Genomic DNA, 13,339 nt, shown 5'->3' with positions numbered 1-13,339 from the left:
GATCCGCCGAACGGTCCCCCGGCTCAGGCCCGCCGCGCGCCGAGCTGCACCACGGTCTTCGGCACGGGCGAACGGGAGGGCATCAGCACCAAGCCACCCGCCACCTGCTCCACACGGGCGTCCGGATAGACCGCCATCACGGCCCGCAGCGCCTTCGCCATCTCGCGCTTGAAGTCTTTGGGGTCCCGGTATTCCTGGCCGAACTGCGCGCGGAGGTTGGCCCACGACACCTTCGTGCCAGCGCGTCCGCGGATGCGGTGCAGTCGGTGGGCGAGCCACGAATACACGTCGAGCGCCAATGCGGAGTGCTTCAGCGCGCCGAGGGCGCGGGCGTCGAGCGGCACCGCACTCTCCGCGAGGGAAGCATAGAACTCCGGCGTCAGCTCGATCACGCCGGGCCGGAGCGCGCGCTGGTGCGGGCTGCCGTCCACCCATGCGGCGAAGCGCTTGATCGGCTTCGCCTCTAGTGTCTCCAAGCCGATGCCGAGGCTCATGCGGCACGCGGCGAGCGCGCGCATCTGCCGGCCGAAGTTAGCGTATTCCTCGCCGCCGGTGCTGATGCCGAGGCGCAGCAGGAACTCGCGGACGGAGTGCCCGACCTCGACCGTGGGCGACTTCGTGCGCACTGCCTCGCTGCTGAGGTGGACCAGGGCGAGGCGCGGGCGCGTGCCGTAGGGCAGGGGTTGCGGCACCCAGTCGCGGCCGTTCCACAGCTTGCCCGCTTCGATGAGGAGCGAGGCGTTGCCGTTGGTGCGCTCAAAGGTGGTGCCCTCCACCCGACGCCGCGGGAGGCCGACCTGGCAGAGGACGGAATGGAGGTAGTCGGGGCGTTCCGGGGGCGCGCCCGCGATCTCGCCGCCGAGCCGCACGATGCGCGCCGATGTGGGCGGCAGCGCCCCGGCGCCGAACAGGTCGCCTTGCGGCGTTGCGCCGTCCGGCCTGTTGCCCTCGTCGCTCAAACCCCGCCCTCCACCGTGCGGTAGATCGCGAGGTTGATGAGGGCGGCGCGGCTCTGCCCCATCCGCTCTGCCATCTCGTCCACCTTCGCCAGCAGCTCGGGCGCGATGGTCAGCGTGATCTGCTGCTTCGTGCCCCGCCTTACTCCCTTCACCTGGGCGGCGACGGAAGCGTCGGGAGCGCCGGAAATGAAGCTCTCCGCACTCTTCGGCCTCACCGGCTTCGTGATCGCCATTTCATATCACCTTGATTGTAATATAACTGCATCTTGCCCTTCGAATACCGTGCGGACCAGTGCAGCCAGCTCCTCGCACGCCTTCGCGTCACGCGGTGCCAGCTCATCCACCGAGAGGCCCTGGCCGACCGCGTTGGCGAACGCCTTGCGGCGCCGGACGGGGGCGTCAAGGTGGGCGAGCTGCGGGTGGTCGGCGAGGGCGGCGGCGGCGTCCGCGTTGTCGGTAGAGGCGCTGCCGGGGTCGGCGCAGTTGAGGACGGCATAGGCGCGCAGCCCGTCGCGCAGCGACCGGGCCTCCTCCACCAACGCCGAGATATCGCCCAGCGCCCACACGTCCACGGAGCGCGGCTGGAAGGGGACGAGGAGCACGTCGGACAGGACGAGGGCGGCGCGCAGCGCGGTGGAGTCCCGCCCGCCGGCGTCAATGATGATGTCATCGAACTTGCGGCCCTGCTGCTGCACCTGCGCGCGCAGCACGGGGCCGTCGGCGTACTGCGAGCACGCCACGCCGGGCTTGCGCCCGGCCTCGGCGCGGATGGCGACGGCAGTCTGCGCCGTGCCCTGCCGGTCGCCGTCGATCAGCCACACGTCGCGCCCGGCGAGGGCGCGGGTGAGGGCGACCTGGACGGCGAGGGTGGTCTTGCCGACACCGCCCTTGGTGTTGCCGATGGTGACGATCACCTTGCGATGACTTTCATATCAATCCGCCATCATATTCAATGCCATCGGCGATGGGGTCAATATGTTTCGGTCCAGGGCGTCAAGCCTGATCGGCTGCGGGGTTCTCGGACAACAAGGCTCTCACGCTGGCGGCGTGCCAGCGCCCGCCGCGCGCCGTGGGCACGCGGCGTTCCTCCAGCTCGCGGGCGACGGCGCGGAGGCTGAGGCCCTGCCCGGCCAGCCGCTCGGCGAGCGGGCGCACGGCCTCCGCCCGCCGCGCCGCCGCGGCCCGGTTTGCCGCCGCTGCCAGCGTCCGCGCGGGGCCGGCATCCGGATTGCCCAGCCTGGTCCCGCGCGCCTTCGCCACCGCCAGCGCCGCCTTCGTGCGCGCCGAGATCGCCTCGCGCTCGTGCTGCGCGACGGCGGCGAGGATGTGAATGGTGAGCGGCGTGGCGTGCGGGTTGTCGCAGGCCACGAACGGCGCCCCGCCCTCCATCAGCCCCGCGATGAAGGCCACCGACCGGGCGAGCCGGTCAAGCTTGGCGATCACCAGCGTCGCCTTCCGCCGCCGCGCCAGCGCCAGAGCGGCGGCGAGCTGCGGGCGGTCGGCGCGCCGGCCGCTCTCCACCTCCGTGAACTCGCCCAGCAGCGCCGCGCCAGGACGGGCGGCGAGGAAGCGCGCGACCGCTTCGCGCTGCGCGTCCAGCCCCAGCCCGCTCCGGCCCTGCCGGTCGGTGCTGACGCGATAGTAGGCGACGAAGGCGGGGGAGGGGGCGGCGGTCACGGGCGGGTCCGGGGCGGTGCTGTAGGGACTCTAAACGTGGGTTTAGAATTCATACAGCACTGACGGACAGCGCCATATCGCGGTTCACGCGCGAAAGCCGTACCCACAATCGCGGGTACGGCCATTCCTACCACTCATCAGCGGCGTACGTTGCCCTCGAAGCGGAACTCGGGCGAGGAGCGTAGCTGGTCGCGGGTGGCGTCCACCACCGCCCGCATCGAGCCGTCCGCCGCCCGGGTCAGCACGATGGCACTCGGCGGCAGCGCTGCGTAGCGCTCGCCGATGCCCAGGAAGCCGCCGACGCCCACGACCACCGCGGTGATCTCACGCCCGTTGCCGATCACCAAGTCCTCGATGCGGCCGATGCGCTCGTCCTGCAGGTTGCGCACCTCCGTCCGCATGAGGTTGCTGGCCGTCATGTCGGCCGGCTGCACCGCGTAGTAGGTGACCACCGCCGCCGGGGCCACCGTCACCAGTCCGCCCGGCGCCGGAGGCTGACCGGGCGTGCCGGGCTGGCCGGGCGGCTGTGTTGTCCCTGGGGCCTGTGCCTGGGGTGCCGGCGGCTGACCAGAAGCCTGTGGGCTGGGGGTGCCACCCCAGCCAGGCAGCGACTGGCCTGGGTTGGTAGGCGTCTGCGTCCCCTGTTGCGCCGCTGGTGCTGGCGTCGTCGGCGCGCCGGGCTGCGCGGTCTGCGCCAGGGCGGGACCCGCGAGGGCGGCCGCAGCGCAGGCGATCAAGACGAGGTGTTTCGACATTCCATGCTCCTTGTCGAGGTGGGTGATGTGCTCCGGGCAGGATCACTCATTCTGCCCCGGTCTCCGTGACGGGCCACCGGCGGGCCTTCAAGTGCCGCGCGGAGGCGGTTCCACGGGCGACGCCCGGTCGCGCTGCCGGCGCAGCCGGAACGCCAGGACGAGTAGCGCTGCGCCAAAGGCAACGGCGTAGGCGCCGAGCCACCAAGTGAGCACGACGGCGCCCGCGAGCGGCGTCATCACCAGGAGGATACCCCAGGCGAGGGACAGGATACCGCCCAGGGCAAGCCAGAGGCGTCCATGGCTTCGGTCCAGCCGGAAAGCCGCCGCCAGCATCAGGCCCCCGGTCAGCAGCGCCCAGGCGGCGGTCGCCAGCACGAAGCCAAGCACCGCGCCGGCCGGGAAGAACGCCGCGAGCAGGCCCATCAGCAGATTCAGCACGCCCTCGGCGAGCAGCAGCCCCCATCTCTCGTGCGTGCGCGCAGCGCGCACCGCGGAGACGATGCCGAAGATGCCATCCGCCAGCAGGTAGGCCGCGAAGATGAGGGCGAGCGACAGCATCGCCGCTCCTGGCACGAGCAGGGCGACTAGGCCGAACCCCAGCGCGGCGACGCCGCGCAGCGCGATAGCCCACCAATTCCGCGCAAGCAGGCCGCTCATCGCCTCAGCGGGCGAAGCGCCGTTCGAGGCGGTCCGGCTGGCGAGCGCGTCACCACTCGTAGCCGAACTCATGACTGCGCCTCAGCAGAGCCCGCCGTCGTGCCCGTCCAGGCCGGCGGGTCACTGGCTGGAAAGGAATCGCGACTGGCCGCCTCGACCGGGTCGGCGTCCTGCCCTGCCGGTTTTGAGGACTGCCGCGGCTCCAGCATCACCCGGCCGGCTTCCCAACGGGCCCGCACCGCGTCGCCTTCGGCGATCTCGCCGCCCAGCATAGCGCTCGCCAAGCGCGTTTCCAGCTCGGACCGTATCAGACGCCGCAGCTCACGGGCGCCGAACTCTGGTCGGAAGCCAGCGGCTGCGAGGTGATCCAGGAGGCTATCGTCCACTTCCAGCTCGATGCCCTGGCCCCGCGCCGTGCGTTTCACTCGCTCCAGCTGGAGCTCAACGATGCTCCTGATCTGCTCCTTGCCGAGCGAGTGGAAGACGATGATCTCGTCGAGGCGGTTGATGAACTCCGGCCGGAAGTGCCCGCGCAGCACCTCCATCACCTGGGCCTTCAACGCCGCCTGCGTCAGAGCGTCACCCGCGCCGCGCCGTTCACGCAGGTGGCGCTGGATCACGTCGGCGCCGAGGTTGGAGGTCGCGATGATCACCGTGTTGGTGAAGTCCACCACCCGGCCCTTGCCGTCGGTCAGCCGCCCGTCGTCGAACACCTGCAACAGGGAGTTGTAGACGTCCGGGTGGGCCTTCTCGATCTCGTCGAGCAGTAGCACCGCGTAGGGCCGGCGCCGCACCCGCTCGGTGAGCTGGCCACCCTCCTCGTAGCCCACGTAGCCCGGCGGCGCGCCGATCAGGCGGGACACCGCGTGGCGCTCCATGTACTCGCTCATATCGAGGCGGATGATCGCGTCCTCGTCGCCAAACACGACCTCGGCTAGCGCCTTCGCGAGTTCCGTCTTGCCTACCCCAGTCGGGCCGAGGAACAGGAAGGTCGCCACCGGCCGGCGCCCCTCGCGCAGCCCGGCGCGGGCCAGCCTCACGGCGTCGCTTACCGCCTTGACCGCTTCGTCCTGGCCGACGACGCGCTCGTGCAGGCGCTCCTCCATCCGCGTCAGGCGCTGCCGTTCCTCAGTGGTGAGTTCTGTGACTGGTATGCCGGTGAGCTTCGAAACCACCTGCGCCACATGCTCCGCGCGCACCTCGGCAGTGCCGGAGCCCCGCTCGCGCCGCCAAGCCTCCGTCGCGTCCTCTAGCTCCTGCGCCTTGCGGTCGTGCCGTCCCTGAAGGTCCTTCGCACGATCGAACTGCTTGCGGGAGCTGGCGTAGTCCCCCTCACGCTTGAGCTGCCGGACCTCGGCCTCTAGCTCCTGCACCTCTACGGGGCGCGCGGTGGTGCTGATCTTCACCCGCGCCGCGGCCTGGTCGATGAGGTCGATGGCCTTGTCCGGCAGGAAGCGGCCGGTGATGTAGCGGTCGGACAGCTCCGCCGCGGCCGCGATGGCCTCCTCGGTGATGGTGACCTTGTGGTGCGCCTCCAGCGTGTCGCGCAGCCCGTGCAGGATCATGACCGCCTGCTCGACCGTGGGCTCCGGCACCAGCACGGGCTGGAAGCGCCGTTCCAGCGCGGCGTCCTTCTCGATGTGTTTCTGGTACTCGTTGAGGGTGGTCGCGCCGATCAGGTTCAGCTCGCCACGCGCGAGCGCCGGCTTGAAGACGTTCGCGATATCGAGCCCGCCTTCGCCGCCGCCCTGCCCGGCGCCGACGATCGTGTGAATCTCGTCGATAAAGAGCACGAGGCTGTCCTGCTGACCTTGAACCTCCTTCAGGATCTGCTGCACCCGCTCCTCGAACTCGCCGCGATACTTGGCGCCCGCGACCATGGCATTGATCGAAAGTTCGACCAGGCGCTTGCCGCGCAGGGCCTCCGGAACCTCCCCGGCGACCATCCGTTGCGCCATGCCCTCGACGATGGCGGTCTTGCCGACGCCCGGCTCGCCGATCAGCACGGGGTTGTTCTTCTTGCGGCGGGCCAGCACCTCGATCGTCGTCTCGATCTCCCGCGCCCGGCCGATGACCGGATCGAGCTTGCCGTCGCGCGCGAGCTGGGTGAGGTCACGGGCGTACTTGTCGAGGTTCGGCGTGTTCGTCGGACGCTCGACACGGCCCTCCTCGGCGCCACGGCCCACCACCTTCACGATCTGCTGACGGAGCGTTTGCGGCGTGAGGCCAAGGCGGCGCAGGGTGGCGCCGGCGACCCCCTCATCCTCCTCCGCGAGGCCGATCAGCAGGTGCTCCGGGCCGACGTAGCTGTGGCCCATGTCCCGCGAGACGGCGAAGGCTCGGCTGAGCGCGTCCTTGACGCGCGGCGAGACGCCGATCTCGCCGCCCCCGGCCGTGTCCCGGCCCCCCTCGCCCCGCCGCGACGCGCCTTCGAGCTGGCTGCGCAGTTCGTCGGCCGAGAGCTTGAACTGCTCGAGCACGGTGCGGACCACGTCGCTGTCGGCCAATGCGTGCAGCAGGTGCTCGGTGTCCACCTCGCGCCGGCCCCACTCTCCCGCCGTGCGCGCGGCGTCTTGCAGCAGCTCCGTCGCGTGCTCGGAGAGGCGCTCGGCGATGCTGCCCGCGCCCCCGGCAGAACCACGCCGGCGTCCCTCGCCGCCGCGGATCGGGATCGCGGTGCCGCCCTCCCCGGCATCGTCGTTGCTGCGGCCACGGTCGCCGAAGAGGCCGCCTCCACCTGGGAAGTCGCGCCCGAAGAACTCGTCGAGGAGGCTGCCTCCGCCACCGAAGAGGGACTCCAGCGGCGAGCTCGCCCGCCGCTGCCGTGCCGCAAGGCGCCGGTAGTCCGGCTCGCACAGGTTCAGCGTCTCACGGCGGCCGTCGCTGACGACCTGCGCGCGGATCGTGGCGGGCCTGGTTTGGCAGATGTCGCAGAGCCGGTCGGACATGCAGTGACCTCAAGTTTCATGCGTCGGCGAAGCGCCGAGGGCACCGAGGCGGAAGCTTGGTGCGGCCGCCTCATGCCCCTAGCTTCGAGACCTTCAGGCGTCCTTGCCGGAGCCGCCCTGGTTCCGCGGATCGTTCGGGGCGACTGGAGCCTGCGGCTGCGCATCGCCTGCTTGACCTTCCGCCTTCCCGGATGCCGAGGTGCCTTCGGTGGGGCTGGAAGCCCCGCTGTCGGAGGCGGCCTGGATCTGAATCCGCCCGCCGCTCTGGACCTGCTGCGGCCGAGGCAGGGTGATGTGGAGGATGCCCTTGTCGAAGCGCGCCTGCACCTGGGCCGGATCGGGCCGGTAGGGCAGGCGGAAGGCGCGCTGGAAGCGTCCGAAGCTGCGCTCCGTCAGGTGCAGCCCGCCGCTCTCCTTCGTCTGCTCTTCCTTCTTCTCGCCGGCGAGCGTCAGCAGGTCGCCCTCAAGCCGGAGTTCGATGTCGCCCTCGGTCATGCCGGGCAGCTCGGCCGCGACCTCCAGGCCCCCCTCCGTTTCGCGCACGTCGAGGCTCGGGGCGAAGCCGCCCATCGCAGCCGCGCCGCGCGTGGCGGCGGGAAAGCCGCGGAATACTTCGTCGAAGGCGCGGTTCACCTCGCGCTGAAGCAGGCTGAACGGGTCGCTCCCGTGCGGAACGAGACCAGCGCCGAAGAAGCGGGGGGCCATATGCATTCCTCCTTCTCATTGGCCAAACTTGATTGGTGCGGCCAAACTTGATTGGTGCGAACGCAGCTTGGTCCGTGCTGTCTGTGCCCAGTAATGCAACTCCCACTGCACAAGTTTCTTTCGGGTTGAAGACATGCGTGTTTTCACTGGGGCGATGGGAAGGCAGGGCCATGCTGGACAGGACAGGGCAGGGCGACACGGCGCGGCGTGGCCTGACTGGTCGCATCCAGGACAGCATCGCGGAGACCCGTGCGGCTTGGCCTGGCCTCGGCCTCTACGAGCGCTTCGAGCAGGTCGTCTGCTTCGTCCTCACCCTCGTCATCGCCGGCGTCGTCTTGGCCGCCCTCGCGGTTTTGCTGATCCGGGTCGCCGCCCTGCTTCTGCTCGGCATCGTGGACCCGGCGGAACCCGCAGTGTTCCAGGCTATCTTCGGGATGATCCTGACCGTGCTGATCGCCCTGGAGTTCAACCATACCCTCCTCGGCGTGCTGGAGCGGCGCCACTCCATCGTGCAGGTACGCACCGTCGTGCTGATCGCGCTGCTCGCCATCGCGCGCAAATTCGTCATCCTCGACCTGGGCGAGACGGAAGCGGTGAAGCTGCTCGGTCTCGCGGCGGCCTCCCTCGCGCTCGGCAGCGTCTATTGGCTCGTGCGCGAGCAGGACCGACGTGACGAAGCCGCAGGCTCAGGCGGACCTGGGTAAAATTCTACATCTGCATCCCACGCCCTTGCCGCAGCCCCAGCCGCTCCTGCTGCGCCTCGCGCTGCCGCTCCGCCGCTCTCTCCCCCACCTCGTGGGCCAGCCGGCCCCGGCTCTCCGTTCCCACCACGCGGCTTAGGGTTTCCTCGCCCACGTGCAGCTCCCGCCCGCCGCGCCGCAGCCGCCGCACCTCGTCGTCCCCGAATCGCCGTTCCATGGCTGCCACCACCGCGGCGAGTTCCGCCGCGACCTCGGGTTTCCCCACCACCTCGCGCGCCCACGCGGCGCCAACGTCCGCGTTCACCCTCCCCTGCCACGCCCAGTAGTCCGCGCCGTGCATCGCGGCGGGCCGGTCCTTCGCGCCCTCTCGCTCCGCCGCTTCCAGCGCTCGCACCGCCGCCCACACCGCCGGCGACAGCCCGGGGATCTCCACCGCGTCGCGCCGCTTCTGCCATTCGACGGCCCGCACGTGCGCGGCGCCCGCCCGTTCCTCGCTCTCGCGCAGTCGCACTAGTCCGGCCCCGACCGACCCGGCGCAGCGGGTTGCCCTCTCACGTTCCATCTTCGCCGCGCCGGATGCGAACCACCCGGCCTTGCCCTGCAACTCGCCCAGCAGCTCCGGCCCGGCGCGGTCCAGCGCCCGCTCCGCCCCCTTCGGGCCTCCCTCGGCCGCCTCCAATGCATCGAGCCGACGCCGCGCCTCGGTCGGGTCGCGGTAGGCGTTCCCGATCCAGACCGCGAGGTTGTGCGCGTCGTGCTGGACGTTGCGGTCCGTGCGCACCGCCGCGGCGACCTCGCCCGGCGTCGTGCCCCGCCCCTGGCTGTCGCGGCCCCACGGGTCGCGGTGCGCCGGCAGCAGCGGCGCGGGCTTCTCCTCCAGCCGCGCCTCCCGCGCCGGCCCCGCCGCGGCGATCTCGCGCTTCTCCGCCCGCTGCCTCTCGTGCCAGTGCAGCGCGCGGTCCACCGCCGCCCGCGCCCGCTCCTGCGACGGCGTGCGCGGCCTCGGCGCCGCCTGCGCCCTCTCCGCCTCCGGCCGCCGCACGGCGATCTCGCTCGCGGGCGCCAGCGGGCCGAACCCGCGCCGCTTCGCGAAGCGCGCGGCCTCCCGCTCCTCCTTCGGCCCCGCGTAGTCCAGTGCCGTGTCCTTCGCCCGCTCCCGCGACAGGATGCGGGCAAGCCCCTCCCGGCTCGCAAACGCCTCCGTCGACCAATGGAACTGCACGCCCTCCCGATGCCGCGTCAGCGCGACGTAGGCCGCGTGCCGGTCCATCCCAGCGCCGGCCAGCACGTGCGCCCGGTCCACCGTCACCCCCTGCGCCTTGTGCACCGTCGCGGCATATCCGTGTTCGAGATGCCCGTAGTCGCGGAGGTAGAAGGTCACCGCCTCGCCCTTCCCCGCCTGCCCGCCGGCCCCGTCGAGCGCCACCGTCAGCCGCTCGCCCCCGGCCTCCACGGCGAGGACCGTGCCGAGCGTGCCGTTCTTCACCGCGGCGCCCCCGCGCCCGTCGGCCTGCGCGCCCAGCGCCCGCTCGTTGCGGAGGAACATCACGCGGTCGCCCGCCGCCATCGCGCGCGGCCCGTTCTCCGTCGCGACGGCCCTCTCCGGCCCAAGCTCCTCGGCCTCGCGTAGCCGCTCGCGGGCCAGCGCATTCAGCGCCGCCACGTCCGCCCGCGTGTGCGCCAGCATAATGCGGGACTGGTGTGGACTCTCCCGCCGCTCCGCCGCCCAGCCTGCCACCACCGCGGCCCTGGCCTCGTCCCCGGTAACGTGGCCCCGGACCATGCCCGCCACCTCGTAGCGGTCCAGCGCCGCCCCCGTGCGCCCCGTCGCCAGCTCGCGCGTGGCGTCGCGCTGCCACCCCTCCCGCTGCCGCCGCACCTCGGCGATCTCCGCCGCCCCGTGCCGCTCCGCCAGCGCGCGGAACGCCGCCCCGGCCTCGATGGCCTGGAGCTGCTCGGGATCGCCGACGAGCACCACCTTCGCCCCGGCCTCGCGGGCGTGGGTCAGCACCCGCTCCAGCTGCCGCGACCCGACCATCCCGGCCTCGTCCACCACCAGCACGTCGCGCGACGTGAGGCGGTCCGCCTCCCGCCCCTCCCGCCAGCCCCATTCGAGGCTCGCCAGCGTGCGGGACGGGATGCCGCTGCCTGCCTCCAATCCCTCGGCCGCGATGCCCGACAGGGCCGCGCCCCGCACGTTGTAGCCCGCTGCCCGCCACGCCTCGCGCGCCGCCCCCAGCATCGCGCTCTTGCCGGTGCCGGCGTAGCCGACGACGAGGGCTAGGTCGCCGCCGCCTTCCACCACATGCCGCACCGCCGCCTGCTGCTCGTCGCCGAGCACCTGGCCGGAGCGGGCCTCGGCCACGCTCAGCCCCAGCGCCGCCGCGTTCCGGCTCACCGCGTGCCCGCGCGAGCGCGCCAGCACCTCGGCCGCGTCCTCCATCCGCCGCTCGGCGGCCAGCATGTCGCGCGTCGTGAAGCGCTCCCGCCCGCGCCCGTCCTGGCCCAGCCGCACGGTGTCCGGCGCCGCCTCGACCACCGCCACCACCTGGCCGAACTGCTCCGCCCCGTCCGTGTGCCGCGACACGAACCGCGCGAGGTCCTGGCGCGTGAAGGTGCTCTGCTGCCGGGTCAGCGCGTCGAGCGCGAGCGCCGGGTCCGCGGCGATGCGCTCCCCGTTGCGCCGCGCGATGGCGTCGTGCTCCGCCCGCCGCTCGGCCTCCTCGCCCCGCTCCGCGCGCCTCTCGCCCGCCGGCCCCACCTTGCCCTGCGGCTCCAGTGCAATGCCCTGCGCGGCGAGGCTGCGGTGGTCGATCCGCGCCTCGTGCCCCAGCTCGTGCAGCCGCGCGTTCGCCAGCTCCGCCCATCGCTCGCGCCAGCCCACCAGTAGCTCTGTGCCGTTCCACTCCCGCGCTTTCGGGCCGAACCCCTCGCCCTCGACCCGGCGCATCGTCAGCATCACGTGCGCGTGCGGCTGCGCCTCGCCGTCCTTGCCGACCGCCCAATGCACGTTGAGGTCGGCCACCATGCCGCGCGCGACGAACTCCCGCTCGACGAAGTCCCGGGCGAGCGCCACGGCCTCCGCCTTCGACAGCTCGCGCGGCAGGGCGATCTCCACGTCGCGGGCGAGCTGCGCGTCCTTCCGCCGCTCGCCGGCCTCCACCTCGTTCCAGAGTGCGGCGCGGTCGCGCCACCGCTCCGGCGCGCCCTCGGGGGCGAGGATCTCCGAATGGACCACGCCGGCCTTGGCGGTGAAGTCGTGGTCGCGGCCGAGCCGCTCGTCGTGCAGCCGCTCCGCCGCGCGGTAGGCCGCCGCCGCGACGGCGCTGCGCCCCGCGCCGCGCGAGACCACCTTGGCCGAGAAGTGGTAGATCGCCACACGCCGACGCTGCGCTTCCCGATGCGTGGCAGCAAGCTCAATCAGGACCACGTTCCGCGCACGTCACAGGGTGACGTATAAGCGCGCACTCCTCTGAACCCCCTCCGCTGCGCTCCGGCGGTCCGTGACGGGTGGCACGAGCGCAGCTCGCTCTCGGTACTCCTGCGAAACTGCCACTTTGAGACGGTGACGTGCCTCCTCCACACTGCTACGGATCGCGCCTTCCAGTGAACAAGCGGGGAACAATCCCATGGCCCGCAAGCCGCGCGATTACGACACAGAACTCCAAGCCCTCATGGAGCGCGCGAAGAAGCTCAAGGGGCAGAAGACCACCCAGCTCGGCGAACTGGTCCAGGTCACCGGCGCCGACGCCCTGCCCGTCGAGGCCCTCGCCGGCGCACTCCTCGCCGCCGTCGAGCAATCGAGGAAGCAGCCCGACGCCGTGGCGAGGTGGACCGAACGCGGCGAGGCGTTCTTTCGCGACGGCGCCAAGCGGGGCGGTGCCAGGAAGAAGGGGGCCGGACCCGGCGACGCTGCGGGCGGAGCTGCACCGGCTAGGCCTCGTGCTCCGGCGGCTGGCGGTGGCGCGTAACAGGATCGAGGCCGCCCGCGCCCGCACCGACACCCGCGACTGGGCCGTCGCCCGCCGCGGGCGCACCCGCCACCTCATCGAGCTGGGTGGCCTCGTCGCCAAGGCCGGCCTCGTCGAGCTGACCGACGACGACCGCGCCACGATGCTCGGCGCCCTGATGGAGGTCGCCGGACGCCTGCGCGGCGGCGACGACGACGCGGATCCTGCGCATCTCCGCGCCCGCTGGCGCCGCGCCGGCCTGCGCGTCTTCGACGCCGACCGCGAGGCCGGCGTGGCGGGGCAGGAGGAACACGGGACGGTGCCGGGGGGACCGACCGCGTGAGGGCCGCGCTGCTGGCCGTGCTGGACGGCGTCGGCTTCACCTGGCGCCTCGGCACCGCGCTCGTGCGCGCGGCGATCGGCGGCGTGGTCGGCCTGCTCTCCGGCCTGGTCGTCTTCGCCCTCCTCGGCCTGCTCGTCCCCAAGGAATGGGGCGGCGTCGTCTGGAACGGCGGCGCCATGCTCACCGGCGCGCTCGCCGCCGTCTTCGCCTTCCTCGACAGCTTCCGCCGCCCCGCGCGCCCCGACGTCATGGGCTCCGCCGCCTGGGCCGACGCGCGCGGGGTGGCGGCGGAGCTGGCCGCGCCCGCCTTGGCCCGCGACCCCGCCGCCCTCCTCGTCGGCCGCGCCGCCGATCGCCGCGGCGAGCCGCTGCGCTACGCCGGCCCGGCGCATCTCCTCACCGTCGCCCCGACGCGCTCGGGGAAGGGCGTCGGCACCGTGCTGCCGAACCTCCTCGCGGCACCTCGCCCGGTCATCTGCGTGGACCCCAAGGGGGAGAACTCACGCATCGCTGCCAAGGCGCGGCGACGCTTCGGGCCGGTGTGGGTGCTCGACCCCTTCGGCGCGTCGGGCCAGCCCGCTGCCTGCTACGATCCGGCCGCCCTCTTCGACCCCCTCTCGCCCGACCTGGCAGACGATGCGACC

The 13,339-nt window shown here is 72.4% G+C and carries 13 protein-coding genes; 4 read left to right on the top strand and 9 right to left on the bottom strand.

The genetic code is table 11. The features are described 5' to 3' along the window. Positions 1-23: 23 nt before the first annotated feature. The 8 genes from BUB97_RS24805 to BUB97_RS24770 form a co-directional block, all read right to left on the bottom strand. A complete protein-coding gene (locus BUB97_RS24805) occupies positions 24-959 on the bottom strand; it encodes a replication protein RepA (RefSeq protein ID WP_245818456.1) in 936 nt (311 codons plus the stop codon). After that, the gene (locus BUB97_RS24800) at positions 956-1,192 is read right to left on the bottom strand and encodes a ribbon-helix-helix domain-containing protein (protein WP_073140474.1); all 237 of its coding nucleotides are present in this window, start codon (positions 1,190-1,192) and stop codon (positions 956-958) included. Before BUB97_RS24800 ends, BUB97_RS24805 begins: the two co-directional genes overlap by 4 nt. 6 nt (positions 1,193-1,198) lie before the next feature. Then, complete coding sequence (locus tag BUB97_RS24795) at positions 1,199-1,873, bottom strand: AAA family ATPase (RefSeq protein ID WP_073140471.1); 675 nt, start codon at positions 1,871-1,873, stop codon at positions 1,199-1,201. Positions 1,874-1,952: 79 nt separating this feature from the next. Beyond that, a complete protein-coding gene (locus BUB97_RS24790) occupies positions 1,953-2,636 on the bottom strand; it encodes a recombinase family protein (RefSeq protein WP_073140468.1) in 684 nt (227 codons plus the stop codon). A 137-nt stretch (positions 2,637-2,773) separates the two neighbouring features. After that, positions 2,774-3,109 (bottom strand): PRC-barrel domain-containing protein, encoded by a 336-nt coding sequence (locus tag BUB97_RS26040; protein ID WP_073140465.1) that lies wholly within the window; start codon positions 3,107-3,109, stop codon positions 2,774-2,776. Between the two features lie 369 nt (positions 3,110-3,478). Beyond that, positions 3,479-4,048 (bottom strand): HdeD family acid-resistance protein, encoded by a 570-nt coding sequence (locus BUB97_RS24780; RefSeq protein WP_245818455.1) that lies wholly within the window; start codon positions 4,046-4,048, stop codon positions 3,479-3,481. 68 nt (positions 4,049-4,116) lie between these two features. Then, entirely contained in the window at positions 4,117-6,996 is a 2,880-nt protein-coding gene (locus tag BUB97_RS24775; RefSeq protein WP_073140459.1) for an ATP-dependent Clp protease ATP-binding subunit, read from the bottom strand. A gap of 93 nt (positions 6,997-7,089) precedes the next feature. Continuing rightward, positions 7,090-7,701 (bottom strand): Hsp20/alpha crystallin family protein, encoded by a 612-nt coding sequence (locus tag BUB97_RS24770; protein WP_175562740.1) that lies wholly within the window; start codon positions 7,699-7,701, stop codon positions 7,090-7,092. Between the two features lie 170 nt (positions 7,702-7,871). On the opposite strand from BUB97_RS24770, the gene BUB97_RS24765 reads away from it, so the two are divergent. Continuing rightward, a complete protein-coding gene (locus BUB97_RS24765; RefSeq protein WP_086062549.1) occupies positions 7,872-8,405 on the top strand; it encodes a phosphate-starvation-inducible PsiE family protein in 534 nt (177 codons plus the stop codon). A gap of 4 nt (positions 8,406-8,409) precedes the next feature. On the opposite strand, the gene traA is transcribed toward BUB97_RS24765, so the two are convergent. After that, positions 8,410-11,781 carry a Ti-type conjugative transfer relaxase TraA gene (gene traA, locus BUB97_RS24760; RefSeq protein ID WP_073140453.1) on the bottom strand — a complete coding sequence of 1,124 codons (3,372 nt, stop codon included), beginning with the start codon at positions 11,779-11,781 and terminating at the stop codon, positions 8,410-8,412. Positions 11,782-12,031: 250 nt separating this feature from the next. Here traA and traD point away from each other — a divergent pair, with 250 nt between their 5' ends. The 3 genes from traD to BUB97_RS24745 all read left to right on the top strand — a co-directional run. Then, the gene (gene traD, locus BUB97_RS24755; RefSeq protein ID WP_073140450.1) at positions 12,032-12,373 is read left to right on the top strand and encodes a conjugal transfer protein TraD; all 342 of its coding nucleotides are present in this window, start codon (positions 12,032-12,034) and stop codon (positions 12,371-12,373) included. A gap of 4 nt (positions 12,374-12,377) precedes the next feature. Continuing rightward, positions 12,378-12,695 (top strand): conjugal transfer protein TraD, encoded by a 318-nt coding sequence (locus BUB97_RS24750; protein WP_073140477.1) that lies wholly within the window; start codon positions 12,378-12,380, stop codon positions 12,693-12,695. Beyond that, positions 12,692-13,339: type IV secretory system conjugative DNA transfer family protein (locus BUB97_RS24745; RefSeq protein ID WP_245818454.1), on the top strand; the 648-nt coding region annotated here is incomplete at its 3' end. The genes BUB97_RS24750 and BUB97_RS24745, both read left to right, overlap by 4 nt.

The organism is Muricoccus roseus (genome assembly GCF_900141905.1).
Lineage (GTDB): Bacteria > Pseudomonadota > Alphaproteobacteria > Acetobacterales > Acetobacteraceae > Roseomonas > Roseomonas rosea.
This window is presented reverse-complemented; position numbering and strand designations above follow the sequence as displayed.